Source organism: Geobacillus sp. BMUD, assembly GCF_013096845.1.
GTDB classification, from domain to species: domain Bacteria; phylum Bacillota; class Bacilli; order Bacillales; family Anoxybacillaceae; genus Geobacillus; species Geobacillus vulcani.
In genome coordinates this window covers 375882-401366 of sequence record NZ_SDLA01000001.1, presented here as the reverse complement: position 1 = coordinate 401366, position 25485 = coordinate 375882, and the positions used below count along the sequence as shown (strand labels likewise).

At 53.4% G+C, this 25485-nt stretch carries 21 protein-coding genes and 2 pseudogenes; all 23 read right to left on the bottom strand.

The annotated features are described in order from the left end of the window. Positions 1-20 precede the first annotated feature (20 nt). The 23 genes and pseudogenes from ETC05_RS01975 to ETC05_RS01865 all read right to left on the bottom strand — a co-directional run bounded on the left by ETC05_RS01975 (position 21) and on the right by ETC05_RS01865 (position 25374). A complete protein-coding gene (locus ETC05_RS01975) occupies positions 21-944 on the bottom strand; it encodes a dipeptidase (RefSeq protein ID WP_031410292.1) in 924 nt (307 codons plus the stop codon). 92 nt (positions 945-1036) lie between these two features. Further along, positions 1037-1297 (bottom strand): stage V sporulation protein SpoVS, encoded by a 261-nt coding sequence (spoVS, locus tag ETC05_RS01970; protein WP_003251598.1) that lies wholly within the window; start codon positions 1295-1297, stop codon positions 1037-1039. 129 nt (positions 1298-1426) lie between these two features. Next, the gene (locus ETC05_RS01965) at positions 1427-2221 is read right to left on the bottom strand and encodes a TIGR00282 family metallophosphoesterase (RefSeq protein ID WP_171660246.1); all 795 of its coding nucleotides are present in this window, start codon (positions 2219-2221) and stop codon (positions 1427-1429) included. Positions 2222-2322: 101 nt separating this feature from the next. Continuing rightward, on the bottom strand, positions 2323-3879 hold the full coding sequence (rny, locus tag ETC05_RS01960) for a ribonuclease Y (RefSeq protein ID WP_011230797.1): 1557 nt from the start codon (positions 3877-3879) through the stop codon (positions 2323-2325). Between the two features lie 536 nt (positions 3880-4415). After that, a pseudogene (recA, locus tag ETC05_RS01955) lies at positions 4416-5171 on the bottom strand (recombinase RecA); the annotation flags it as partial. 1209 nt (positions 5172-6380) lie between these two features. Then, positions 6381-6668, bottom strand: a pseudogene (locus tag ETC05_RS01950) (recombinase RecA); the annotation flags it as partial. Between the two features lie 178 nt (positions 6669-6846). After that, positions 6847-8091, bottom strand: a complete 1245-nt coding sequence (locus tag ETC05_RS01945) for a competence/damage-inducible protein A (RefSeq protein WP_171660245.1) — start codon at positions 8089-8091, stop codon at positions 6847-6849. A 26-nt stretch (positions 8092-8117) separates the two neighbouring features. After that, positions 8118-8696, bottom strand: a complete 579-nt coding sequence (gene pgsA, locus ETC05_RS01940; RefSeq protein WP_031410303.1) for a CDP-diacylglycerol--glycerol-3-phosphate 3-phosphatidyltransferase — start codon at positions 8694-8696, stop codon at positions 8118-8120. Positions 8697-8777: 81 nt separating this feature from the next. Further along, complete coding sequence (locus ETC05_RS01935; RefSeq protein ID WP_031410304.1) at positions 8778-9665, bottom strand: helix-turn-helix domain-containing protein; 888 nt, start codon at positions 9663-9665, stop codon at positions 8778-8780. A 26-nt stretch (positions 9666-9691) separates the two neighbouring features. Next, positions 9692-10483: a DUF3388 domain-containing protein gene (locus ETC05_RS01930; RefSeq protein WP_171660244.1), complete on the bottom strand. Its 792-nt coding sequence runs from the start codon at positions 10481-10483 to the stop codon at positions 9692-9694. Positions 10484-10615: 132 nt separating this feature from the next. After that, a complete protein-coding gene (locus ETC05_RS01925) occupies positions 10616-10864 on the bottom strand; it encodes a DUF3243 domain-containing protein (RefSeq protein ID WP_011230790.1) in 249 nt (82 codons plus the stop codon). Between the two features lie 62 nt (positions 10865-10926). Continuing rightward, positions 10927-11643: an elongation factor P 5-aminopentanone reductase gene (gene ymfI / locus ETC05_RS01920; RefSeq protein ID WP_171660243.1), complete on the bottom strand. Its 717-nt coding sequence runs from the start codon at positions 11641-11643 to the stop codon at positions 10927-10929. A gap of 53 nt (positions 11644-11696) precedes the next feature. Further along, entirely contained in the window at positions 11697-12986 is a 1290-nt protein-coding gene (gene yfmH / locus ETC05_RS01915; RefSeq protein ID WP_171660242.1) for an EF-P 5-aminopentanol modification-associated protein YfmH, read from the bottom strand. Continuing rightward, positions 12967-14262 carry an EF-P 5-aminopentanol modification-associated protein YfmF gene (gene yfmF, locus ETC05_RS01910; RefSeq protein ID WP_031410312.1) on the bottom strand — a complete coding sequence of 432 codons (1296 nt, stop codon included), beginning with the start codon at positions 14260-14262 and terminating at the stop codon, positions 12967-12969. The genes yfmH and yfmF overlap by 20 nt, the downstream gene beginning before the upstream one ends. Positions 14263-14409: 147 nt before the next feature. After that, complete coding sequence (locus tag ETC05_RS01905; protein ID WP_031410313.1) at positions 14410-15369, bottom strand: ABC transporter permease; 960 nt, start codon at positions 15367-15369, stop codon at positions 14410-14412. After that, positions 15370-16416, bottom strand: a complete 1047-nt coding sequence (locus ETC05_RS01900; RefSeq protein WP_013145711.1) for an ABC transporter permease — start codon at positions 16414-16416, stop codon at positions 15370-15372. It abuts the gene before it with no gap. Beyond that, positions 16416-17942 carry an ABC transporter ATP-binding protein gene (locus ETC05_RS01895; RefSeq protein ID WP_031410317.1) on the bottom strand — a complete coding sequence of 509 codons (1527 nt, stop codon included), beginning with the start codon at positions 17940-17942 and terminating at the stop codon, positions 16416-16418. Before ETC05_RS01895 ends, ETC05_RS01900 begins: the two co-directional genes overlap by 1 nt. A 127-nt stretch (positions 17943-18069) precedes the next feature. Continuing rightward, positions 18070-19161: a BMP family lipoprotein gene (locus tag ETC05_RS01890; RefSeq protein WP_368668023.1), complete on the bottom strand. Its 1092-nt coding sequence runs from the start codon at positions 19159-19161 to the stop codon at positions 18070-18072. An 83-nt stretch (positions 19162-19244) separates the two neighbouring features. Next, positions 19245-19976 (bottom strand): GntR family transcriptional regulator, encoded by a 732-nt coding sequence (locus ETC05_RS01885; RefSeq protein WP_171660240.1) that lies wholly within the window; start codon positions 19974-19976, stop codon positions 19245-19247. A gap of 209 nt (positions 19977-20185) precedes the next feature. Continuing rightward, a complete protein-coding gene (locus ETC05_RS01880; protein WP_171660239.1) occupies positions 20186-22516 on the bottom strand; it encodes a DNA translocase FtsK in 2331 nt (776 codons plus the stop codon). 108 nt (positions 22517-22624) lie between these two features. Then, positions 22625-22849, bottom strand: a complete 225-nt coding sequence (locus ETC05_RS01875) for a YlzJ-like family protein (RefSeq protein ID WP_031410324.1) — start codon at positions 22847-22849, stop codon at positions 22625-22627. Further along, the gene (locus ETC05_RS01870) at positions 22846-23586 is read right to left on the bottom strand and encodes a ClpP family protease (RefSeq protein WP_171660238.1); all 741 of its coding nucleotides are present in this window, start codon (positions 23584-23586) and stop codon (positions 22846-22848) included. Before ETC05_RS01870 ends, ETC05_RS01875 begins: the two co-directional genes overlap by 4 nt. Positions 23587-23703: 117 nt before the next feature. Then, on the bottom strand, positions 23704-25374 hold the full coding sequence (locus ETC05_RS01865) for a ribonuclease J (RefSeq protein WP_031410328.1): 1671 nt from the start codon (positions 25372-25374) through the stop codon (positions 23704-23706). Positions 25375-25485: the final 111 nt, after the last annotated feature.

Genomic DNA, 25485 nt, shown 5'->3' with positions numbered 1-25485 from the left:
CCGATACTCAGTGATATTCGTCACTCCGGCAAATGGGCGTAGAAGTTGCCAAATAAAAAGCGGGATACTTGCTCGGCGGAGTAATGCTTGTACAACTCGTTGACAAGCCGCGCATATTCCCTTACCGTTCCAAGGCCGGCGACCGTCTCCGTGATGCCATCGAAGTCGGAACCAAACCCAACATTGTTTTCCCCCCCGAGCGCGCATATATGGTCGAGATGGCGAAGGACATCAGCGATCATCGCCTCGTTTTTCTTCGCCGTCAAAAAATACGGAACGAAATTAATGCCGATCATGCCATCTTTTTCGATCAACGCTTTGACTTGCTCGTCGGTTAGGTTGCGTGGATGTGGGCATAAACGATGTACGTTGGAATGAGAAGCGATGGGGAACCGAGCCATCTCGATGACATCCCAAAACGCTTTCTCCGATAAATGGGACACATCGACCCATCGTTTTGCTTCATTAAGAAGTGCAACGACTTGCCGGCCAAACGCCGTCAGCCCGGCGCCGCGCTTCTCCCACGCCCCGTCAGCGACAGCGTTTGGGAAGTTCCACGTCAACCCGACGGAAGCGACGCCAAGCCGAAGGAGCGTCTTCAGCTTGACAAGGTTCGAGCCGATCGCGTCACATCCTTCAAGCGTCAACATAGCACCGATCTCCCCTTCTTTCAGGGACGCGATATCATGTTTGGTCCGCACGAACTTCATGGACGGAAACTCCTCGATCACACGGGCAAAGAAGATATCCACCATCTCGAGCGCCACCGTGAACCGCGCTTCCTCGGGCACCGTTTCTGGTATGTAGATGGCAAAGCATTGCACTTTCACCCCTGCTTCCGCCATCCCAGAAAGGGTGACGTGAAGTGAAGCTCCGTCGTAAAACGACAGGGACCGATCTAGCCATAACTTCATCAACACATCGCAATGGGCATCGAAGATCATTCCGTTCCCCCCTTGAAAAAGCAAAAATAACCTGCCTGCCTTCGCGGCCGAAGGCGCCAACAGGTTATGATCATCATTGTCTGATCATCCAGTTAACGAGGTTCGACAATCAATTTGATCGCTGTCCGCTCTTCCCCATCGATGATAATATCCGTAAACGCCGGAATGCAAATCAAGTCCATGCCGCTCGGTGCCACAAACCCTCGTGCGATCGCTACTGCTTTAACGGCTTGGTTCAATGCACCTGCGCCGATCGCTTGAATTTCCGCTGCGCCGCGCTCGCGCAACACACCGGCCAGGGCACCAGCTACAGAGTTCGGATTCGATTTTGCTGAAACTTTTAATATTTCCATTCCTAGCTCCTCCCTCGATTCCTTGGAAAATGATTTCGGTAAAAGGTCTTCATTGTAACTATATTCACTGTTTCGACAATTATTCCTGCATGGGAGGAGGGCATTTTAAAAAAATTTTCAAAAGATGGACTATTCAAAATAAGGGTGGTCATCGTTAATGATCAACCGTTCAATGCACAACGCCCGTCCGCTTTTTTCGTCTATATCAACAAAAACGGCGTTCAATTGGCTTCTTCCTTCCTTGACGCCGAAACGAACCGGCAGCCCGGTTAAAAATTTGCGCAGCACCGCCTCTCGATCGACGCCCAAAATGCCGTCGTATGGACCGGTCATGCCAACATCGGTAATGTACGCCGTCCCTCTTGGCAAAATGCGGTTATCAGCCGTTTGGACGTGTGTATGCGTGCCGATGACCGCGGACACGCGGCCGTCTAAGTACCAGCCCATTGCCTGTTTTTCGCTCGTCGCCTCGGCGTGGAAATCGACGATGATGACCGGCGTGCGCGCGGAGGCGGCGGCGATCAGCTCGTCCGCCTTTTGAAACGGGCAGTCAATCGCCGGCAAAAACGCCCTCCCTTGCAAATTGATGATCGCCGCTTCGCCATGGTCGGTCGGCACAAAGACGATGCCTTTTCCCGGCGTGCCCGGCGGGTAATTCGCCGGGCGGATCAGCGCCTTCGCCTGATCGATAAACTCAAAAATATCGCGTTTGTCCCATGCGTGATTGCCCAACGTGATGACATGAGCCCCCCAAGCGAGAAGCGCCCGGTAAATCGGTTCGGTGATTCCTTTCCCGCCGGCGGCATTTTCGCCGTTGATCACAACGACGTCCGGCCGATGCTTTTCCTTCAGCTTTGGCAAATAGTGCTCTACCATTTTTTGCCCCGGCGAACCGACGACGTCGCCGATAAATAAAATTCTCATCCCTGATCCCTTTCTAAACGAAAAATATCCCCTTGCGCCCATCTCCGCATCGTTATACCCTCCTATTTTACGCACAAAAAAAGAAAGTGGCAATAGCCACTTTATTTCGCGTATTCAACCGCCCGCGTTTCACGGATGACCGTCACTTTAATATGGCCCGGGTAATCAAGCTCTTCTTCGATCCGTTTGCGGATATCACGCGCCAGCCGGTGCGCTTCCAAATCGTCGATCATATCCGGTTTGACCATAATGCGCACTTCACGCCCCGCTTGAATGGCGTACGATTTTTCAACACCTTCGTACGATTCGGCAATTTCTTCAAGCTTCTCTAGACGACGGATATAGTTTTCCAGCGTTTCGCTGCGCGCTCCCGGCCGCGCCGCCGACAGCGCATCGGCCGCCGCGACGAGCACAGCGATGACCGACGTCGGTTCCGTATCGCCATGATGGGAGGCGATGCTGTTGATGACAACCGGATGTTCTTTATACTTCGTCGCCAGCTCAACGCCGATTTCCACATGGCTCCCTTCCACTTCGTGGTCGATCGCCTTGCCGATGTCATGAAGCAAGCCGGCCCGGCGCGCCAGCATTTCGTCCTCCCCAAGCTCGGCCGCCATTAGTCCGGCTAAAAACGCCACTTCCACCGAATGTTTTAAGACGTTTTGTCCGTAGCTCGTTCGGAATTTGAGCCGCCCTAAAATTTTGATCAAATCCGGATGCAAGCCGTGAACACCGACTTCAAACGTCGTCTGTTCGCCGACTTCGCGGATATGCTCATCCACTTCGCGACGCGCCTTTTCGACCATTTCCTCAATGCGCGCTGGATGGATGCGGCCATCTTGCACAAGCTTATCGAGCGCGATGCGCGCCGTCTCACGGCGAATCGGGTCAAATCCGGACAAAATGACCGCTTCCGGCGTATCGTCGATGATCAAATCGATGCCGGTCAACGTCTCGAGCGTGCGAATGTTCCGCCCTTCGCGCCCGATGATCCGCCCTTTCATTTCGTCGTTTGGCAAATTGACGACGGAAACAGTCGTTTCGGCGACATGATCGGCAGCGCAACGTTGGATAGCAAGCGACAAAATCGCTTTCGCCCGTTTGTCTGCCTCCTCTTTCGCCCGCGTTTCCGCCTCTTTGATCATCATCGCAATCTCATGCGACAGTTCTTTCTCCACGCGCTCTAAAATGAGCTGGCGGGCATCGTCGCGCGTCAGCCCGGAAATGCGTTCCAGTTCGGCTTGTTGTTGTTTGACGAGCGCTTCCACTTTGCTTTCCATTTGTTCAATATGCTGTTGTCTTTCGTTCAACGCTTCTTCCTTTGCCTCAAGCAACGCCTCACGTTTGTTGAGCGCTTCATCTTTGCGGTCGAGATTTTCCTCCTTTTGCATCAGGCGGTTTTCTTGTTTTTGGAGTTCGCTTCTCCGGTCGCGGATATCACGCTCCGCCTCCGTACGCAGTTTATGAATCTCGTCTTTCGCTTCGAGAAGCGCCTCTTTTTTCAAGGCGTCCGCCTCGCGTTTCGCCTCCTCAATCAGCTGTTCGGCAGCGGCTTTCGCCCCGCCGATTTTCGCTTCGGCAATCGATTTGCGAACAAAAAAGCCAACAACGGCACCAATGACTAAGGCAAGCAAAGCGGAGATGATGATCGAACCCATCGTTTCACCTCCTCTTGCTGTTCGGTTTCCTTTCGCTCTCTTCTCACCGCCATGACCGGCGCAGATGGACATTCCCGTTTTCAATCCATTAGCTCAGTCGCTTGGCATTGCAATCGCCCGCACAGCCTTCCGCACGAAGGCGGTCCGCCGGCGGACACATGGCCCTGCCGCGCATATGGACAAATATACATGTTCATTGTAAAGGCGGCAATAGGAATTGTCAAGATATTACACCGACGCGCCCCGGCCCTCGACTTTGACGGCGGGCGGACGCGTCTAGGAGGCTGGTGATTTACTCGCGCAACCGCTTCTCGGAATTGTTTCTCAAGTAGAAAAAACTTGTTGCATCAGCCTCTATGTTCACGCGTTCAATCGCCGATCAAGGCAAACAGCGGTTTTTCACCAACCTTCTAGAGGGTGACAACGGAACAAGACCGTTCCGCCCACGACCCTTTTTGGGCTCACCGTCCTCTTTCTTCACAGGCGGCACGGATGGAAAAAGGCGCCCCAGCCACTTGCCAGGACGCCTTGTGCCGTTATTCTTCAAGCAATCCGAACCCGTCTTGCTGCGGTTCGCTCGTTCCCTCTTCGACATCGATGCCGTAATGCTGGCGGATGGCGCGGGCGATTTCATCGGCAATGTGCGGGTTTTCCTTCAAAAATTGCTTTGCGTTTTCCCGCCCTTGGCCAAGCCGCTCGTCTTTGTACGAATACCACGAACCGCTTTTTTGCACGATGTCCAATTCGGACGCCATGTCGATAATTTCCCCTTCGCGGGAAATGCCTTCACCGTACATAATGTCGACGTCAGCTGTTTTAAATGGCGGCGCAACTTTGTTTTTGACGACTTTGATTTTCGTCTTGTTGCCGACCATATCGTTGCCTTGCTTGATTTGCTCGGCGCGGCGCACCTCTAAGCGGACGGAAGCGTAAAACTTGAGCGCCCGCCCGCCTGGCGTCGTTTCCGGATTGCCAAACATGACGCCGACTTTTTCACGAATTTGGTTGATGAAGATGGCGATCGTTTTCGATTTGTTAATGGCGCCAGACAGCTTGCGAAGCGCCTGCGACATAAGCCGCGCTTGCAAGCCGACATGGGCGTCGCCCATCTCCCCTTCAATTTCCGCTTTCGGCACAAGCGCCGCCACCGAGTCGATGACGATAATATCGACCGCGCCGCTTCGCACGAGCGCCTCAGCGATTTCGAGCGCCTGCTCGCCCGTGTCAGGCTGGGAAAGCAGCAATTCATCGATATTGACCCCTAATTTTTGTGCGTAAATCGGATCGAGCGATAGCGATAGGTAACAGTCACCCTCAGCATTACCCGGAGGGGCTGTTTTCCCCCGCTTCACACCGTGCATGCGAGTTTCCCCGCACACGGCGTTCCATCGAGTACCCCGGCTACTAATCATGCCCAAGACTCTGCCCGTATATATGTTTCCTGTACTTCTCGAGTTTCTTGATTGCACAAGCCTTCAAGTGACTAGTGTCTGTTTGATCAATTTCTTTCTTATGGATAAGTGTATGGCATTCGTCGCAGACCGATGCAAGGTTACTTACCTTGTTTATTTCGTTTAGTGGAAGCTTGTTGTTTATGTGGTGTGTTCTTGTGTTGAAAGGTTGTAGTATGTCACCACATATTTTGCACTTCCCTTTATCCCTATTGAAGGCGTAGCATCGGTTCATGAAGAACTCGAAGCTGATTAGTTCTTGAAACGTGTTTGTGATAATATCAAATCCTTTCTTTCAGGATTTGTATTATACACGTTGGTAGTCAGTTTCGCTCACCGAAACCCTCTTTTGGGTTTCCTCACGGCTTCCTAATCGTCGTCTGGGGTTAGTAGCCTAAAAGGTACTCGACTATGCCCCTTCGCTCAACAGGCATTACCCTGTTTCATCACTACTACGGGCTGCTGCCCCATCCCTTCAGCAGTCATTTCCTACTGCTTAGTGGCATCGGGGTGCGCACCCCTTATCATCCACTGGGATGGTTCACCTGTACCGCATCACCTATCCTTGCATGCTCCCTTAGGCTCCACCTCTGACCCGTCAGCCGCCTTTCTGCCCATGGTTGGCGGGCTCAAGGCAAAGATCCTCTACGGGATCAATCCAGACTCGGCAAACACGAATACCTCATCCAGGGCTGAACCTCACTTAGGAGGTGAGCGCCTTCTTTTTTCGGCGCCCCACGCCTTACGAGCCGTACTTCCGGTGGTTCGTTCCAACGCTATGCGTTCTCTAGCCATAGGAGCTTTATGGACCCCCGGCTACTTCGCTAACCGCTTCTCAGGTCTGCTTTTCGCCGTCCTCTCCGAGCTTCGTACAGCCATGTTGCGCACCATGACCGCACGTCGGGGTATTAGGGCAGGAATGCCAACCTTCATTCCTGTCTCGGATTTTCACCGAGCTCTCGGTGATGCAGTTAGGACCTACTAAGTTTCAGTCCCGCTAACTTTTCGTATGGCGTTTCCACCATACTTGGGTTAGCAACAGGTCGCACCATGCTCTGCGTCGATGAAAGCTGCTTGCCCGCCCCGCTTTTGCACTTCAGCGATCGCGTGAAGGGCAACGGTCGTTTTTCCGGACGATTCCGGGCCGTAAATTTCCACAATCCGCCCGCGCGGATAGCCGCCGACGCCTAACGCGATGTCGAGCGCCAGCGAACCGCTCGGCACGACCGACACTTTGCGGTCGACTTGCTCCCCGAGCTTCATGATGGCCCCCTTGCCAAACTGTCGTTCAATTTGTTTTAATGCCTGCTCCAATGCAGCTTGACGATCCTGGTTCACTCATCTACTCCTCCTTATTCTAGGACTACTTATACTATACCGCGTTTTGCGGCCATTGCCAAGCAAAAAACGAACGTTCATTCGTTTTTTCAATGGAGGAACTAGCAACAATCGCCATACCCATGCGGTGGAAACAAACGATGTGCGGTGGAGAATGTTCAAGGAAGGGGGCGGCCGATCAGCGGTCGACCGCGAGCATTTCCAATAGGAAGAAGCAGCCGTATTTGGCCGTGCGGACACGGATGGCATCACGCGTGCCGGACAGCATCAGACGATGGACGGTCGTGTCGCGTCCGCGGACGGCGATGCCGATATACACGGTGCCGGGCGGGTGACCCTCAAGCGGATCAGGGCCGGCGACACCGGTGAAGCTGATGCCGATATCCGCATCGCACATCGCGCGGACGTTTTCAGCAAGCAAACGGGCGCACGGCTCGCTCACCGCCCCGTCTGCCTCAAGCAGAGGGCGCGGGACGCCGAGCACGCGTTCTTTCACGCGATTCGTATAGCAAACAACACCGCCCTGTACGACTTGCGATGCGCCGGGGACGGCGGTGAGCTGTTCGAGGAAAAGGCCCCCGGTCAAGCTTTCGGCCGACGCGATCGTCCATCCTTTTTCTTTTAACCGTTTGAACGTCTTTGTAAACAACGTTTCGTCGTTATATCCGTAGCAGTAGCGGCCGACGCGCGCCAAAACGGCGGCTTCCGTCTCATCAAGCAGCCGCTTCGCCTCTGCCTCATCCCGGTGCTTCGCCGTCAGACGGAGCGTCACTTCACCGTCGCCGGCCAGCGGCGCGATCGTCGGGTTCGACTGAACGTCGATCAAATCCGCAATCGCCGTTTCAAGCGCTGATTCGCCGATGCCAAAAAAACGGAGCACGCGTGACTCGATGCGCTCGGAAAGCGAAAACGTGCAACGCAAAAAGGCGCTCCCATATTTGGTGAACATCGGCTGCATTTCCTTCGGCGGCCCGGGAAGCAGCATGTACGTGATGCCATTGACCGAGAGCGCCATCCCAGGCGCCATGCCGTGTTCGTTTTTCAGCACCGTCGATCCTTCCAAGACGAGCGCCTGCTTTTTATTGTTTTCCGTCATCGGCCGATTTGTGCGGGCAAAATACGCTTCAATCTCCCGCAGCGCTTCCGGATCCATCACGAGCCGACGGCCAAGCAAACGGGCGATCGTCTCCTTCGTCAAATCGTCTTTCGTCGGGCCGAGGCCGCCGGTGAAAATGATGAGGTTTGCTCTCGTTTGCGCCGTTTTCACCGCCTGTTCGAGGCGGCCGGCGTTGTCGCCGACCACCGTATGGAAATAGACGTTAATGCCGAGCATCGCCAGCTGCTGCGACAAAAATTGGGCGTTCGTATTGGCGATTTGCCCAAGCAACAGCTCGGAGCCGACGGCAATGATCTCCGCGTTCAACAGACTTTTTCCCCCTCTCTGGCCGGCTATTTCGAATGGGAAAACGCATGTCTGTTTTTCGCAAAATAATCCCAACCGGACCAAATCGTGAAAATGACCGCCACCCACAGCGCCAATTCGGCGAACGGAAACGAAATGAGTGAGAATGGGAAGTTATGCAACAACAAAGCAGAAATGGCGACGATTTGCGTCCATGTCTTGATTTTGCCAAGCATGTTGGCAGCGACGACTTCCCCCTCGCCGGCAAGCACGAGCCGCAAGCCGGTGACGGCAAACTCGCGGCTGATGATGACGATCACCATCCACGAAGGAGCAGCTCCGAGCTCCACAAGCACAATAAGCGCCGCGGATACGAGCAGTTTATCGGCCAACGGATCCAAAAACTTGCCCAAGTTCGTCACAAGTCCGTACTTGCGGGCGTAATAGCCGTCAATCCAGTCCGTTGTTGATGCAACGATGAAAATGAGCGCGCCGACAAGATGGGCAACTGGAAGCTCTGTCCCGTCGATTTGGATGCTCCCCCACCCGAACGGAACGAGCATCACGATCACGAAAAACGGGATGAGCATAATGCGCGCTACCGTAATTTTATTCGGCAAGTTCACCCCAAATACCTCCGCTCACTCAACATAGTTCAGTCCATGCGAAAAGCAGGCGCCTTCCTGGCGGAAAAGCGCCTTGTTCCATCACTTTTTCAATATGAAATGCAGCTTTTGGTACACTTCGTCTTTCGGGGCAAACGGATAGGCAAACGGCTGGCCGTTTACCTTCATGTCGACGTCCAGCGTGCGCCCGATTTTCACCCACACTTCGCTTTCCGCCGACAAGTCGAACGTTTTCGTCTGCCCGCTTGTCAAGTTGCCGCGGTAAAACGTATGACCTTTCGTATTGTATACTTCGACCCACGACGTTCCTTTGGACGCAAGCTCAATCGAAAACGCGCCGGAGTTGGCGACTTCGATCGTCGCCGTATTGCCGCGTTTTTCCGTTACATTCAAGGCTGCAGCTGGGGCAGCCGGTTTTTCTTGTTCAGCGGCCGGAGCCGTCTCGCCTTTTTGCCCTTTCTTTTCTTCCGCCTTCTTCGCTTCCTCTTTTTCTTTTGCCTGCTCAAGCGGCGAATGTTTCGACCGCTCGACCTCCGCTGTTTTTGGGCTTGTCTTTGTCGGCGGCTCATTTGCGGTGCCGCGCTGGAGCAGCACCCAAACGAGGACGGCTGCCCCGATGACGACCGCCGCAACAATTACTTTCGGCAGCCAATCAAGCCATTTCTCCCCTTCGGCAGACAGCTGCTGGCGCGTTTTGACACGCGACAGCGTCTGCGGCATGTCATCTTGATACGACTGGGGAATGTCTTGTTTATACTGCTCAAACAGCTCATCCGGGTCAAGCCCGACCGCTTCGGCATATTGTCGGATGAAGGCGCGTACATAAAAATTTCCAGGCATGATGGCATAGTTGCCTTCCTCAATGCCGATCAAATACCGCTTTTGAATTTTCGTCATTTCCTGCAGCTCGTCCAAGCTCATATTTTTTTCTTCCCGCGCTTCCCGTAAACGTTTCCCTAGTTCCGTCAACGGCCAACACCTTCCACTTTTTTAAATTAAAACCCAAATTCAGAAAACCCATCGCCGCCCAACAAGGATGGGCGGTCAATCGCTTCATAGGAAATATCTTCGTCCGGTTCATGGCGCAGCTCAATAATATAGTCAAAATCATCAAGGGTATACTCCGTATGACGAACAAACATGTCCGGATGCTCCACGACTTTCGTCGCCTCAAGGCGCATGAGCTCACGGATGAGCTGCCAGTGCTGCTCATTCCCCCGGCGCATTGAGACGATGCCGTCGATAATGAAAATGTTGTCCTCGCTGTACTCATCTTCCATCAGCTGCGTGCGAACCGTCTGTTTAATCAGCGTCGATGAAACAAACAACCATCGTTTGTTGGCGCACACGCTGGCGGCAACGATCGACTCCGTCTTGCCGACGCGCGGCATTCCGCGGATGCCGATCAACTTATGCCCTCTTTCTTTAAAAAGTTCGGCCATAAAATCGACGAGCAGTCCAAGCTCATCGCGGACGAAGCGGAACGTTTTTTTGTCATCGGCATCGCGCTGAATGTAGCGGCCGTGGCGGACGGCGAGGCGGTCGAGCAGCTTCGGCTGGCGCAGCTTCGTCACGGTAATGTTGTCCATCGTCCGCAAGATCGTCGCCAGCCGCTCGATCTGCTCATTATTGTCGCACAAAAGCAGCATGCCGCGGCGCGAATCCCGGACACCGTTGATCGTCACGATGTTAATGGACAACATGCCAAGCAGCGAAGCGACATCGCCGAGCAGCCCGGGGCGGTTGACATGAATTTCATATTCCAAATACCATTCTTGTTTGCCCATCCCGTCTCCTCCCTTGCCGGTGTCCGCACAAACGCCTTATGCTAAGTTCATACTACTATAATCGCAAATGGAAAAGCAACCGAAAAGGAGGAAGAAAAAAGAGAGGGAGACCCCTCTCTTTTTACCGGGTGATTATTTTTGTTGAACGAGCTTGACCATCATGTTGGCAAGGGCGTGCTGCTCTTTTTCATCCGCAACGCTCCAAAGATCAGCAAGCACCCGTTCTTCCGGGTTTTTCGGGTCGACGTGTTTCGCCAAATAATCCCCGATTTGGTAAGCGACATCTGTGATCACTTGCTGGGTCAATCCTTGCTGTTGGGCTTGTTCTAAACGTTCCGCCAAAAAGTCTTTCCATTGTTCAAAGTTATCCAGCACCGACATGTCAATCCCTCCTTGTTGAATGTTTCAAGGATAGTTTGCCTGCCCAATCGGAAAATATACGTTCAACAATACCAGCCGCCGTTGACGGAAATGACTTGGCCGGTGATATACGAAGCGGCATCAGACAGCAAAAATGCCACCGTTTCCGCCACCTCATCCGGCGTGCCGAGCCGGCCGGCTGGAATGTCGTCAGTGAGCGCTTCCAGCTCCTCAGGGCGAAACACCCGCAGCATATCGGTATCAATCGCCCCCGGTGCAACAGCGTTGACGCGAATGCCGCTTGGGGCAAGCTCCTTGGCGAGCGCCTTGGCAAACGCGTTCTGCCCTCCCTTTGTCATCGAATACACCGCCTCACACGACGCGCCGCACAATCCCCAAATTGAGGAAATGAACACAATATGGCCGCGCTTTCTCGCCACCATTGACGGGATCAGCCGTTTGATGAGCAGCGCCGGGCTTGTCATGTGAAGCCGCACCATCCGTTCGATGAGTTCATCGTTCATGTCGGTCAACAATCCGTAATAGCTTGCACCGCTGTTGTAAACGATGGCATCAACTGGGCGATCGATTTGCGAAACGAGCTTTTCCACCCCATCAGACGTCGACAAATCAGCCTCAACCGGCACCACGTGCGTGCCAGCAAGTTCTTTTTTCAACGATTCAACCGGCGCTCGTCGGCGATGGTAATGAAGAAAAAGTCCATACCCCTCCCGAGCGAGCACGCGGGCGATGCTTTGTCCGATTCCTCCGGAGGCTCCAGTGATCAAGGCGTAGCGCATGAAACCATCTCTCCTTTTTGCCGTAAAAAAGCATCCTTCACAGGAAGGATGCCTTATTGCCCTTTTGGAACGACTTCACAAACCGCGATTTGTGAATCGCGAAAACAAGAAGAGGCGACCGCCGCGATATCGTCCATCGCAAGCGATGAAAGCGCCGGCAAAATGTCAAACAGGTTGGAGCCGTAAAACGCATAGCGCGTAAACTGGTTGGCGATGTATTCCGGCGAATTGAGCGCCCGCAAAAAGGCGCCGATTTTTTTCTTTTTCACCCGTTCAAACTCTTCCTTTTTGACTGCTTCCCACGAAAACGACAGCAGCACCGTTTGAATTTCCGAGGCGAGCCGTTCAGCGTCCCTTGTATCGCCACCGATCAGCGCGAAGCCGAATCCGCGCTCTTCGGTATAATCGTACATAAATGTATCATCGATCAGCCCTTCGCGGTACAGCCGTTCGTAGTGCGGCGAGCTTTTTCCGAACAAATAGTCCAAGGCAACGTGAAACGCCAGCTCATGTCGCAGCTTTTGTTCGCCGGTTTCCGGAACGGACGGCGCTTTGATGCCGACAAAGCATTTGTTCGTCTGCACGTGCATCGGGATCACGTGTTTCTTTTTCGCGACATCGCTTGGCTCTTCATACGAAAACCGTTTCACCTCCGGCGCCTGCGGAAACGACTTTTTCGCTTGGTTGTCGCGGATTTGTTCCATCGTTTTTTGCTCATCGACCGGCCCGACGACAAACAAAAGCATGTTGCTTGGATGATAAAACGTTTCGTAGCACTCATACAGCAGCTCTTTCGTAATTTGGGCGATCGATTCGACCGTGCCGGCGATGTCGATTTTGACCGGATGGTTATGATACATGCTTTCGATGGCGCCGAAATAGACGCGCCAATCCGGGTTGTCGTCGTACATTCGGATTTCCTGGCCGATGATTCCTTTTTCTTTCTCCACTGTTTTGTCGGAAAAGTATGGGGTTTGTACAAAGTCCATCAACGTTTCCAAGTTTTTCTCGACGTTGTCCGTGCTTGAGAACAAATAAGCGGTGCGGGTGAACGTCGTAAAGGCGTTCGCTGAGGCGCCTTGTTTGCTGAACTGTTGGAACACATCTCCGTCTTCTTTTTCAAACAGCTTATGCTCCAAAAAATGGGCGATGCCGTCCGGAACACGTTTCATTTCTGTTTTTCCAAGCGGCACAAACTGATTGTCAACCGAGCCGTAGTTCGTCGTAAACACCGCGTACGTTTTGTTGAATCCTTTTTTCGGCAAAATGTATACGTCAAGCCCGTTGTCCATTTTTTCATAAAACAGCGTTTCCTGAAGCGTTTCATACACCCGTTTTTCCATCTTCCGTCGCCTCCATTCCGGTCAAAAAGTACACCGTATCAAGCACCACTTTGCCAGCAACGCGCACCACATCCTCGCGCGTCACTTGATCGGTGCCGGCAAGCCATTCATCGATCGGGCGCTTTCGCGTTGAGACGACGTTATGGTACAACACTTCGACAAGCCCGCGCGGCGTATCGAGCGTCTCAAGCAACTGGTTGCGGATGACTGCTTTCGTCTGCGCCATTTCTTCATCCGTGAAATCGCCGTTTTTCATCGCCTGCATCTGTTCATCGATGATGCGGCGCGCCTTTTCATAATTGGCTGGCTCAATGCCGGACATGACCAACAAAAGCCCTTTATGGCTTTCAAGACGGGAAGCGGCATAATAAGCAAGACTCGCCTTCTCACGGACGTTGATGAACAGCTTCGAATGGGAAAAACCGCCAAAAATGCCGTTAAACATTTGCAAGGCGTAATAATCGTCATCTTCATACGTCACATTCGTCCGATAGCCGATGTTGAGCTTTCCTTGCTTCACGTCTTGCCGCTCAATGACTTCGCGGACCTCCCCTTGCGGCTTGACAGAAACCGATGATGCGCGCGCCTGCTTTGGACGATCCGGCAAGGAAAACCGCTGCTTCACCGCATCGAGCACCGTCTCTTCAACTACGTCGCCAATGACATATAGATCCAATTCATCTTCGGCCAGCGCCCGTTCATAATAGCGATACAGCCCTTCCGCCGTGATGCCGTCCACGTCTTCAAGCTCTCCGTTTGGCGAGAGGGCGTACGGTTCGCCTTGACACATTTCTTCTACGAGGCGCATGTTCGCATAGCGCATTTTGTCATCATATACCGCCTGAATGCGTTGGCGGAGCGCCCGCTTCTCCTGCTCGACAATGTCGGTGACAAACCGGCCGCCATCAAGCGCCGGGCGGAACAGAAGATCAGCCAAGAGCTGAAGCGCTTTCGCAAGAAGCGGCGTTTGCTGCGGCAAAAATCGTTCATTGGCAACATCAATGCGAATCGTCATGATATGATGTTCGCCCTTTTTCGCTAAATCGACGTTCAGCGTCGCCCCGTACAATTCATCCAAATAGGTGCGCAGCGCCTTGACGCTCGGATAGTCCGCCGTACCGCTTTGCAGGACGTATGGCAAAAGCGCCCGCAGCGTAACCGTCTCTTTGGCAAGAGGGGCCTTCATTTTCCAAACGATCGTGTTCGTTTTGTACTTATCGGTCGAAATTGTATGGACGCGTATCGGTCCGACCGCTGTGACTTTTTCGTCGACCAATCCAACTCCTCCTTACTTTTTCTCTTTGCAAACATAGACTATCTTTTGTAAAGCGTCTTATCAACAATATACCTTTTGCCAATGGAAAAATGCAAATCATTCCATTCAGCCAAAAACGGCCGTCCGTTTTTCGGACAGCCGTTTTCATCACCGTTTTCCTTTGATGTATGGCGTGCCGGCCGCTTTCGGCGCCTCAGCGCGGCCGATGAAGCCCGCCAGCGCCAAAATGGTGAGCGCATAAGGAGCGATGAGCAAGTAAACGGTCGGGACGTTTTTCAAAAACGGAATCGTTTGCCCGACGATGCTCAAGCTTTGCGCCAACCCGAAAAAGAGCGCCGCCCCCATCGCACCGATCGGATGCCATTTACCGAAAATCATCGCCGCAAGCGCCATAAATCCGTGCCCAGAAATCGTCGCGTGGCTGAAATCGCGGGAAATGATCGTCGCGTATACCGCACCGCCCAAGCCGCCGAGCGCGCCGCTGATCATCACAGCAATATAGCGCATTTTGGCGACATGAATCCCCATCGTATCCGCCGCCATCGGATGTTCGCCAACGGCGCGCAGCCGCAGGCCGAACGGCGTTTTGTAAATGACATACCATGACACAAACGCCAGTGCAATGGCGATATACGACGGCGCGTACGCATTGGAAAACAACAGCGGCCCGATAACAGGAATGTCGCTTAACACCGGCACGTCAATTTTGTCAAACCCGACTTGAATTTGGTCCGTTTGTCCTTTGCCATACATTTTCTTCACTAAAAACAGCGACAGGCCAAGCGCCAAAAAGTTGATCGCCACCCCGCTGACGACTTGGTCAGCGCGAAACGTGACCGACGCAACCGCGTGCAGCAGGGAAAATACGGCACCGACCACCATGGCAGCCAATAAAGCAAGCCACGGCGTCCATTCGCCAAACCGATCGGCAAACGTCAAATTGAAGACAATGCCGACAAACGCGCCGATGGTCATCAATCCTTCAAGCCCGATATTGACGACGCCGGACCGTTCGCTAAACACGCCGCCAAGGGCGGTGAAAATGAGGGGAGCCGCAAAGAAAATCGTTGTCGGGATAATCGTTTGCAAGACGTCATACACGCTCACTTACTCCGCCCCCTTTTGCCAACGAGATAGCAGCCAGCGGATCATGTAGCTGGATGCAACAAAGAAAATAATGAGCGCGATAATAATATCGACGAGTTCGGTTGGCACACCGGCACTTGACGGCATTTCCAGCGCCCCGACTTTCAAGGCGCCAAACAACAAGGCGGAGAGCAAAATGCCAAACGCGTTGTTTCCCCCGATCAAGGCCACCGCGATGCCATCAAATCCAAGACCGGTAAAGCCAGCTTTCGTGGAGATGTTTCCAAATGTGCCAAGCCCCTCCATCGCCCCGGCGACACCGGCAAATGCGCCGGAGATGACCATCGCTAAAATGATGTTGGCGCGCACATTCATGCCGGCGTACTGTGACGCGTGCTGATTGAAACCGACCGCCCGCAGCTCAAACCCTTTCGTCGTCCGCTCAAGCAAAAACCACATGACAAACGCGGCAGCGACAGCGATGAAAATGCCGTAATGCATGGTGGAATGATGCGTAATGGCATCGAAAAAGTCGGAGTGAAGCGATGCGCTTTCTTTCACCGGCTTTGATTTAAATCCCTCATCAGACAAAACGGAACGGATGATGGCGTTCGTCACATGCAAGGCAATATAGTTCATCATGATCGTAATAATGACTTCATGCACTTTCAAATACGCCTTCAGCACGCCCGGAATCAAGCCCCACAGCGCTCCGGCCAACGCGGCGGCCAACAGGGCGAGCGGCAAATGGATGATTTTGGGCAAATCAAAGGACACCCCGACCCAAACAGCCGCCAGCCAGCCGACGATCAGCTGCCCTTCGACCCCGATGTTAAACAAGCCGGTGCGAAAGGCAAACGCCACCGCCAAGCCGGTTAAAATGTATGGCGTCGTCTGGCGGATCGTTTCGCCGATATAGTACGTATCGCCAAACGCCCCGTACACGAGAGCGCCAAAGCCGGCGATCGGGTTGTAGCCGCTTGCAAGCATCACGATTGAGCCGGCGATCATGCCAAGAAGAACGGCCAACAATGGAATCAAAAATTGCTGGAGACGATTCGACTTCATCACGACACACCTGCTTCCTTCCGTTTGCTTCCGGCCATCAACAGCCCGAGCTCTTGTTCCGTCGTTTCTTTCGGATCGACGATGGCCACGATGCTTCCTTCATAAATGACGGCGATCCGATCGCTGACGTTCATCACTTCGTCGAGCTCAAACGAAACGAGCAGCACCGCTTTCCCGCGGTCTCGCTGTTCAATGAGCCGCTTATGAATAAACTCAATCGCTCCGACGTCAAGCCCCCTCGTCGGCTGAGCAGCGATCAACAAGTCCGGGTCGCGATCGACTTCGCGGCCGATGATCGCTTTTTGCTGGTTTCCGCCCGATAACGCCCGCGCCTTCGTATATTCATCCGGTGTGCGCACATCAAACTCGCGGATAAGCTGGCGCGCTTTTTCGTAAATGGCTTGAAAATTCAACAGACCCCGTTTCGAGTACGGCGGCTGATAGTACGTTTGCAGCACCATGTTTTCGCCGATCGGAAAGTCAAGGACAAGCCCGTGCTTATGCCGATCTTGCGGAATATGGCCGACGCCGGCTTCGATGATTTTGCGCGGCGGCAAATTCGTAATGTCTCGGCCGTTGAGGCGGATTGTCCCTGATTCCGCTTTGATCAAGCCGGTTATAGCTTCAATAAGCTCGGTCTGCCCATTGCCGTCGACTCCGGCAATGCCGACGATCTCGCCCGCGTGCACCGTCAAGTTCAAACCATTGACCGTTTTGATTCCACGCGCGTCCTTGACGACTAAATTTTGAATTTCCAACACGGGTTTCCCCGGTTCAGCCGGTTTCTTAGCGGTTGTAAACTGCACCTCGCGGCCGACCATGAGCGCCGCCAGTTCGTTCGGATTCGTCTCAGCCACATTGAGCGTCGCAATTCCTTTGCCGCGGCGGATGACGGTGACGCGGTCGCACACTTCCATAATTTCTTTGAGCTTGTGCGTAATTAAAATGATGGATTTCCCTTCGCGGACGAGCGTGCGCATAATTTGCATGAGCTCGCGAATTTCCTGAGGCGTCAACACCGCTGTCGGTTCGTCAAAAATCAAAATATCGGCCCCACGGTAGAGCGTCTTTAAAATTTCCACGCGCTGCTGCATGCCAACAGAAATATCGGCGATCTTCGCTGTCGGATCGACCGCGAGTCCATATCGTTCCGACAATTCGCGCACTTCGCGCTCCGCCCGCTTCATATCGATCGTCCCGGCCCGCGTCGGTTCACTGCCTAAAATAATGTTTTCCGTCACGGTGAACGTATCGACGAGCATAAAGTGCTGATGCACCATGCCGATGCCGAGATCATTGGCGACATTCGGGTCGGTGATGCGCACCGGCTTTCCTTTCACGCGGATTTCACCGCCGTCCGGTTGGTATAACCCAAACAGCACGTTCATGAGCGTCGATTTGCCGGCCCCGTTTTCGCCAAGCAGAGCGTGAATCTCCCCCTTTTTCACTTGCAGCGTAATGTTGTCGTTGGCGACAAACGTGCCAAACACCTTGCGGATATTGAGCATTTCAATCACGTATTCCAAGCGATTCACTCCTTACTCAAGCAAGGTCAAAATCACAAAATGAAAGGCGACAGCGAAACCGCCGCCCTTCATTTCATGATTTTGAAGAAGGCTAGCGGTGCGCACTAGCCTTCTTCGCCGTTGTTCGTCACTTGATCGTCGCAGCGAATTGTTCATACTCTTTCCGGTTTGTCGGAACTTTCACTTCGCCTTTGATGATTTTTTGCTTCCATTCGTCAACTGTTTTTAACACGTTCTCCGGAATGTTGTCTTGTGTCGGGGCAATGCCGACCCCATTTTCCGGCAGCCCGTACTCAATCGTTTTGCCGCCTGGGAAGTCGCCCTCTTTCGCCCGTTTCGCCGTGTCATAGACAGCAACGTCGACACGCTTCACCATCGAGGTGAGCGTTACGTTGTACGTTTTGCCGCCGACTTTCACTTCTCCCTCCGGCGCTTGGTCTTTGTCAACACCGATGACCCAAATTTCGCGGTTTGGATCTTTCTTCTTCAAATCTTTCGCTTCCGAGAAGACGCCGTTCCCAGTCGCTCCAGCTGCATGGTAGATGATGTCGACGCCAGACGCGTACATGCTCGAGGCGATCGCTTTCCCTTTATCCGCTTGGTCGAACGCCCCGGCGTATTGTACTTCCACAGTCGCCTTCGGATTGACCGCTTTCACGCCGGCGCGGAATCCGCTTTCGAATTTTTCGATCAACGGAATTTCCATCCCACCGACAAAGCCGATTTTATTCGTTTTCGTCATTAACCCGGCGACAACACCGACAAGGAACGAGCCTTCATGTTCCTTGAACGTGATGCTGGCGACATTTGGCTCGTCAACAACCGTGTCGACGATGGCGAAATGTTTTTTCGGGTTTTGCTTGGCGACTTCTTTCACCGCGTCGCCCATCAAATACCCGATGCCGAAAATCAGGTCAAAGTCGCTGCGCACAAGCTTGTTTAAGTTCGTGGCATAGTCAGCATCGCTCGATGACTGCAAGTAGTCGTAGCCGCCGCGGCCTTTTTCAAGCCCGTTGTCTTTGCCGAACTTTTGCAGCCCTTCCCAAGCCGACTGGTTGAACGATTTGTCGTCAATGCCGCCGACGTCGGTGACCATGGCGACGCTGAACGTATCTTTCTGATTGCCGCCTCCCGCATTGTTGCCGGCTTGTCCGCAGGCGCTAAGCAGCGTGCCAGCGGCAAGCAGGGCGGACAACATCAATCCGATTCGCTTTTTCACATTCATTACCCCCTAGCTTAAAAATTTGTTCCTTAATTAGTATAAAGCTTCCGCTCTCTTTCTATGTACCCATTTTCACCCCCTTAAAAGCTGAACCGCTTCCGCATGACATGGAAGCTGAACTTGTCGGAGCGGAAGTAGTTGACGGAATAAAAAATCGGCTCATCGTTTTTATCGAAATGCATTTGCTTGAGCACAAGCAGCGCCGTTTCTGGGTCGCATTGCAAAATCGGCGACACTTTTTCGTGATAGCCGAGCGGCTCGATGCGCGCGACCGCATAGGCGATGTCGCGATGCGTTTGGTTGTGCAAGTTTTCAAACAGCGACTCATGTTCATAGGAGATGCCCTTTGGCAAATATTTGCATAAAATTTTATCCAAGCAATACACGACCGGCTCCCCATCGGCGGTGCGCACCCGCTCGATGAGCAACAAATTCTCGTCCGGCCGGCATTGGAAGCGGCGCATATCGTCTTCCGTCGGCTGTTGGATGGAGGAAGACAAAAAAATCGTTCCTGGCTTGCGCCCCGCTTGGCGAATCATATCCGTGACGCTTGAGAGCTGCTCGATGCCGGACGTAAACAGCGGACGGGCGTTGACAAACGTTCCGACGCCGTGGCGGCGGATGATAATGTTTTCTTCTTCAAGCACCCGCAGCGCTTCCCTCAATGTCGCCCGGCTGACGCCAAGTTGTTTGGCAAGTTCAAACTCGGACGGCAGTTTTTGCTTTTCTTTGTACACTCCCGTTTCAATATCACGCTTGATGCGATCAATCACTTGCAAGTAAAGGTGGCGGCTGTCTGATTTGATTGACATGACAACGTCCTCCGTGTTACGCATTTCCGTTGAGATCAGACCTCTGACATTAGACATATAACCTTTTTGAGATTACTATATCATTTTTTACTGGGCAAATAAATAGGTGATATCAAATTTTGTCGAAGAAAAAGAAATAGGATTGGCAGCGCTTCCAATAAGATGTATGATTGAACGGGCAGGCTTTTTTCGCCCGCCCCTTTTCCTATTTATGATGTCTTTTTTAAATCTTCCTTCGACCAAAGAACAGCGCGCGGCTTGCTTCCTTCATACGGGCCGACGACGCCGCGCTCCTCCATGGCATCAATGAGCCGAGCGGCGCGATTGTAACCGATGCGGAAGCGGCGCTGCAGCATCGAGACAGAGGCGCTTTGCATTTCCACAACAAGACGGACCGCCTCATCGTACAACTCATCTTCAAGGGCTGAGGAAGCCGGTTCGCTGTCTTCGACGAACATCTCCTCATAATATTGCGCCTGCTGCTGGCCGATGACAAAGCGAACGACGTCTTCCACCTCTTGGTCGGAGACAAACGCCCCTTGGACGCGCACTGGTTTTGAGGCCCCCATCGGCAAAAACAGCATATCGCCGCGGCCGAGCAGTTTTTCTGCCCCGCCCATATCCAAAATGGTGCGCGAGTCAATTTGCGATGATACACTGAAGGCGATGCGCGACGGAATGTTCGCTTTGATGACGCCGGTGATCACGTCCACCGACGGGCGCTGGGTGGCGATGATCAAGTGGATGCCAGCAGCACGCGCCATTTGCGCCAAACGGGTGATCGCTTCTTCCACATCCGAAGAAGCCACCATCATCAAGTCGGCCAATTCGTCGATGATCACGACGATGTACGGCAAAAGCGGTTGTTGTTCCGACGCCGTTTTGTTATGGTGGCGGATATGCTCGTTATACCCTTCAATGTTGCGCGTGCCGGTATGCGAGAACAGCTCGTAGCGCCGCTCCATTTCTTGGACGACTTTTTTCAGCGCCTGAGCCGCTTTTTTCGCGTCGGTGACGACCGGCGTCAACAAATGAGGAACACCGTTGTACACACTCAGCTCCACCATTTTCGGATCGATCATCATCAGTTTCACCTCATGCGGCTTTGTGCGCATGAGCAGGCTGACGATAATGCCGTTGATGCAGACGCTTTTGCCGCTGCCGGTCGCGCCGGCGATCAACAAATGCGGCATTTTATTTAGTTCCGCGGCGACGACTTCACCGGAGATGTCGCGCCCAAGCGGAATCAACAGCTTCGCCTTATCCCGTGTATGCTCAATGGCTTCCAGCACTTCGCGCAGCGAAACGGTGGCGATCTCTTCATTTGGCACTTCGATGCCGATCGCGGACTTGCCGGGGATCGGTGCTTCAATGCGGATGTCTTTCGCCGCCAAAGCGAGCGCCAAATCGTCGCTTAAACTGACAATTTTGCTCACTTTCACCCCGACATCCGGATACACTTCATATTTCGTCACCGCTGGACCGAGGTGCACTTGCGTCACTTTCGCCTTGACGCCGAAGCTTTGGAACGTTTTCTCCAGTTTGCGCGCGTTGGCGTAAATGTTCGCATGATCGGCCGATTGTCCGGCCGGCTTCGGCAGGCGAAGCAAATCAAGCGGCGGCAGGTCGTAATTGGTGTTTTCATGCTCGGAAAACGCCAACGGCGGCGCCGGTTTGTCCTTCTCCCCCCCATTGTCGCTTTCCACTCGTGAATTCCTCTCTTCTTCCGACTCAGCAGCCGACCGCACCGCCGCAAAATCGGAAATGATCGGCGGCGGGGAAAGCAGTTCCTCATCCGGCTCGACGCTGCTTGCTTCAGCCGGCTCGTCTTCCCGCTTTGCGGCCGCCCGCCGCGAGCGCCGGCTTCGGCCGCCGTTGGCCTTGCGCCTCCTCCCCGTCCGCCATTGCTTTATATCTTCGACAAACGCCAACCATTCTTTTCTCACAAACGCTGCGGCCAAAGCAATCCATTTGCCGGCCGTCTCGCGCAGCGATTTCCCGGTCAGCACGACAAAGCCGACGATGAACAGAAGGAAACAAATCCATTTCGTCCCGGGCAAATCAAACAGCTGGTAGCTGGCGGCAAATAACAGCGCGCCGACCATTCCGCCCCCTAAATCCACATCGGCTGCCTTGCCGCTTGCTTCGTTCCAAAACAGCCCCCACGTCGTCCGAATGACGCTCGGATCAAGCTCGCCGCGCCGCGACATGAGTTCAAACAGCTTGTCATGGCTCAAAAGCAGGAGCGCCGCAGCAATGGCCGAAGCGCCGACAAACGGGCGGCCCGTCCATGACGGCCACTCCCGCCGCCACATGAGGAGGAGCGATAATAGGAAAAGTCCGCCTACTAATAGCATGTACCATTCGCCGAAAAAAAAGCGGCTCACGAGCACGAGCGTCTCCCCGACAAGCCCGAGGCGGGCCATCGCCACGACGGCGACCGCGAGCAAGCCAAGGCCGATCAATTCAAAGCGGATGGTTTCCGTCCAAGGCTGCGTTTTTGACGGCTTCCCTTTTCTTCTTCGCTTTCGTTTCGCCATGATCGTTCACTCCAGCATGAATGAATTGGCAAGCCGGAAAAAAGCAGCCATTGTTGGCTGCTTTTTTCCGTTTGTTTACTATTATATCATGAACGGCCGAACAATTCATTACGATGTTGCCGCTGAAGCCGGAAATCGCGCCCCAGGCGCATATTTGGCGTTTAAAAAATGGGACGGATTGGTGCTTAAGTTTTGCACGATTTCATATTCTCCCGTTTCTACCGCTTGGACGAGAAACGGGATGCCATCGTAATGCACCATTTTCCGCTTCTCATAAGCGGCGGCATCGACCGGAAAAATCAAATGTTCGGGCATGATCGTATACAAAATCATTGGATCATCTTCCCTTCCCCGTTTTTTCTCATCGCGATCAGCTCGCGCAACTTCGCCATCGCTTGGGACACGCCTCCGACTTCGTCGATGAGCCCGTACCGGACGGCGTCAGGTCCAACGACGTTCGTGCCGATGTCGCGCGTCAAATTGCCTTTGGACAACATGAGCTCTTTAAACTTTTCCTCACTGATCTTCGAATGTTTCGTCACGAAGCGGACGACGCGCTCCTGCATTTTATCCAAGTACTCAAACGTCTGCGGCACGCCGATGACAAGCCCCGTCAGACGGATCGGATGAATCGTCATCGTCGCCGTCTCGGTGATGAATGAATAGTTGCACGACACCGCGATCGGCACGCCGATCGAATGGCCGCCGCCAAGCACGATGGAAACAGTCGGTTTCGAGAGCGAGGCGAGCATTTCGGCAATGGCGAGCCCTGCTTCCACATCACCGCCGACCGTATTTAAAATGACGAGCAGCCCTTCAATTTTCGGGTTTTGCTCGATGGCCACAATCTGTGGAATGACATGCTCGTATTTCGTCGCCTTATTTTGCGGCGGCAGCTGAATATGCCCTTCAATCTGTCCGACGATCGTCAAACAATGAATATTCGTATCGGGATCCATTTGCGGAACGTTCGTCTGCCCGAGCTGGGTGATGGCCGCAGTCGCTTCCTCGGCCTTTGTTTCCGGCTGTTCCCCCTCTGTTTCCGCTTGAAAATAACGCTCCTTCTCCATCCATTTCGTCTCCTTTCTTGTCGGTCATACACTTAGTATGGCCGAAAGAAAAAAGAAAAATGCCGGCAACGGCTGACCGTTCCCAGCATTTTCCTCCTGACTTTGAGCATGATTGCATTATACTTCCATAATAATAGGCAAAATCATTGGTCTGCGCTTCGTTTTTTCAAATAAAAACTGGCTTAACGCTTCGCGGATGTTCGCTTTCAACGACGACCATTCAAGCATGTAGGATTCAAGGCAGCGCTCGATGATCGCCGCCACCATTTTCTCTGCTTCCTCAAGCAATGTCTCCGACTCACGCATATAAACGAATCCGCGCGAAATGATTTCCGGTCCCGCCGCGATCGTTTTCGCTTCTTTATTCAGCGTGACGACAGCGATCAAAATGCCGTCCTGAGACAATAAGCGGCGGTCTCGCAACACAATGTTGCCGACATCGCCAATGCCGAGGCCGTCAATTAAAATGTTGCCGTACGGCACTTTGCCGCCGGGACGGGCGGCACCGCCGCGGAACTCGATCACTTCGCCTTTGTCGATTAAAAACGTCCGCTCCTCCGAGATGCCAACCGCCTTCGCCAACCGGGCGTGCGCTTTTTGCATCCGATATTCCCCATGCACTGGGATAAAGTATTTTGGTTTCATTAAATTGAGCATCAACTTTAATTCTTCTTGGCAGCCGTGCCCCGATACGTGCACTTGCCGGTCGCGGTAAATCACGTTGGCACCGGCCCGGTACAAGGCGTCGATCGTTTTCGCAAACCCAAGCTCATAGCCCGGCATGACGGATGCGGCGACGATGACGGTATCCCCTTCTTTGATATTCACTTGTTTGTTCGCTTGACGCGCCATGCGCCAAAGCGCGCTCATCGGCTCGCCGTGCCCGCCGGTTGTCAAAATGACGAGTTCGCGGTCATGGTAGCGATCGAGATCGTGCGCAGAAATCGTCACCTTGTCTGGAACGTGCAAATAGCCAAGGCGCACGGCAATGTCCATTACTTTATGCAACGTTTTCCCAATTACTGCCACTTTGCGTCCGGATTGGTGGGCAGCGTACAGCACCTGCTGGATGCGGGTGATGTTGGAAGCGTAGCAGGCAACAAACACGCGGCCTTTCGCATGGCCGATCACGTCAGCGATCTCATAGGCGACCACTGTATCGGAGCCGCTGTAGCCAGGGCGCTCGGCGTTTGTACTGTCTGACAAAAGACACAGCACCCCCTCTTCGCCGATTTGCGCCATTTTTCCCAAGTCGGTGCGGTTGTTGCCGTACGGGGTTTGGTCAAATTTAAAATCGCTCGTGTACACGATCGCACCTTGCGATGTATGCAGGCTGATGCCGATCGAATCGGGGATGCTGTGAATCGTGCGGAAAAACGTCACTTTCGCCTTGTCAAACACGAGCTCCGCATCCGGATGAACTTCATTGAGCTTCGCGCCCGACACCCCTTGTTCTTTTAACAGCGCCTCCGCCAACCCAAGCGTCAACTTCGTTCCGTATACCGGCACAGACAGTTGCTTGAGCACGTAGGCGATCGCCCCCATATGCTCCTCGTGCCCGTGGGTGAGAAAAATGGCCTGAATGCGATGCTGCCGTTCAGTCAAATAGGCGATGTCCGGGATCACTTTGTCGATGCCGAGCATTTCGTCTTCCGGAAACATCACCCCGGCGTCGATGACAAAAATGTCCTCGTCCAATTCGACAACATACATGTTTTTGCCGATTTCCCCGACTCCTCCAAGGGCAAAAAGGCGTATTTTCTCTACCGGCTTTATTTTCGATTTCAAGGCTGCGTCCTCCCGATTATGATGCTAACCCGCTCAAAGTCACTTGCTTTTATTATAACGAATCGGTGCGGAAAAACACAAGATGGTTCATTCACCAGCCAATGGATTTCA

Bases quoted from the DNA above. Each gene is read 5' to 3' on its own strand.
- ETC05_RS01975 (WP_031410292.1), bottom strand. From the start codon at position 944: ATGATCTTCGATGCCCATTGCGATGTGTTGATGAAGTTATGGCTAGAT.
- spoVS (WP_003251598.1), bottom strand. From the start codon at position 1,297: ATGGAAATATTAAAAGTTTCAGCAAAATCGAATCCGAACTCTGTAGCT.
- ETC05_RS01965 (WP_171660246.1), bottom strand. From the start codon at position 2,221: ATGAGAATTTTATTTATCGGCGACGTCGTCGGTTCGCCGGGGCAAAAA.
- rny (WP_011230797.1), bottom strand. From the start codon at position 3,879: ATGGGTTCGATCATCATCTCCGCTTTGCTTGCCTTAGTCATTGGTGCC.
- ETC05_RS01930 (WP_171660244.1), bottom strand. From the start codon at position 10,483: ATGGGCAAACAAGAATGGTATTTGGAATATGAAATTCATGTCAACCGC.
- ETC05_RS01925 (WP_011230790.1), bottom strand. From the start codon at position 10,864: ATGTCGGTGCTGGATAACTTTGAACAATGGAAAGACTTTTTGGCGGAA.
- ymfI (WP_171660243.1), bottom strand. From the start codon at position 11,643: ATGCGCTACGCCTTGATCACTGGAGCCTCCGGAGGAATCGGACAAAGC.
- yfmH (WP_171660242.1), bottom strand. From the start codon at position 12,986: ATGGAAAAACGGGTGTATGAAACGCTTCAGGAAACGCTGTTTTATGAA.
- ETC05_RS01900 (WP_013145711.1), bottom strand. From the start codon at position 16,416: ATGAAGTCGAATCGTCTCCAGCAATTTTTGATTCCATTGTTGGCCGTT.
- ETC05_RS01885 (WP_171660240.1), bottom strand. From the start codon at position 19,976: ATGTCAATCAAATCAGACAGCCGCCACCTTTACTTGCAAGTGATTGAT.
- ETC05_RS01880 (WP_171660239.1), bottom strand. From the start codon at position 22,516: ATGGCGAAACGAAAGCGAAGAAGAAAAGGGAAGCCGTCAAAAACGCAG.
- ETC05_RS01875 (WP_031410324.1), bottom strand. From the start codon at position 22,849: ATGATTTTGTATACGATCATGCCCGAACATTTGATTTTTCCGGTCGAT.
- ETC05_RS01870 (WP_171660238.1), bottom strand. From the start codon at position 23,586: ATGGAGAAGGAGCGTTATTTTCAAGCGGAAACAGAGGGGGAACAGCCG.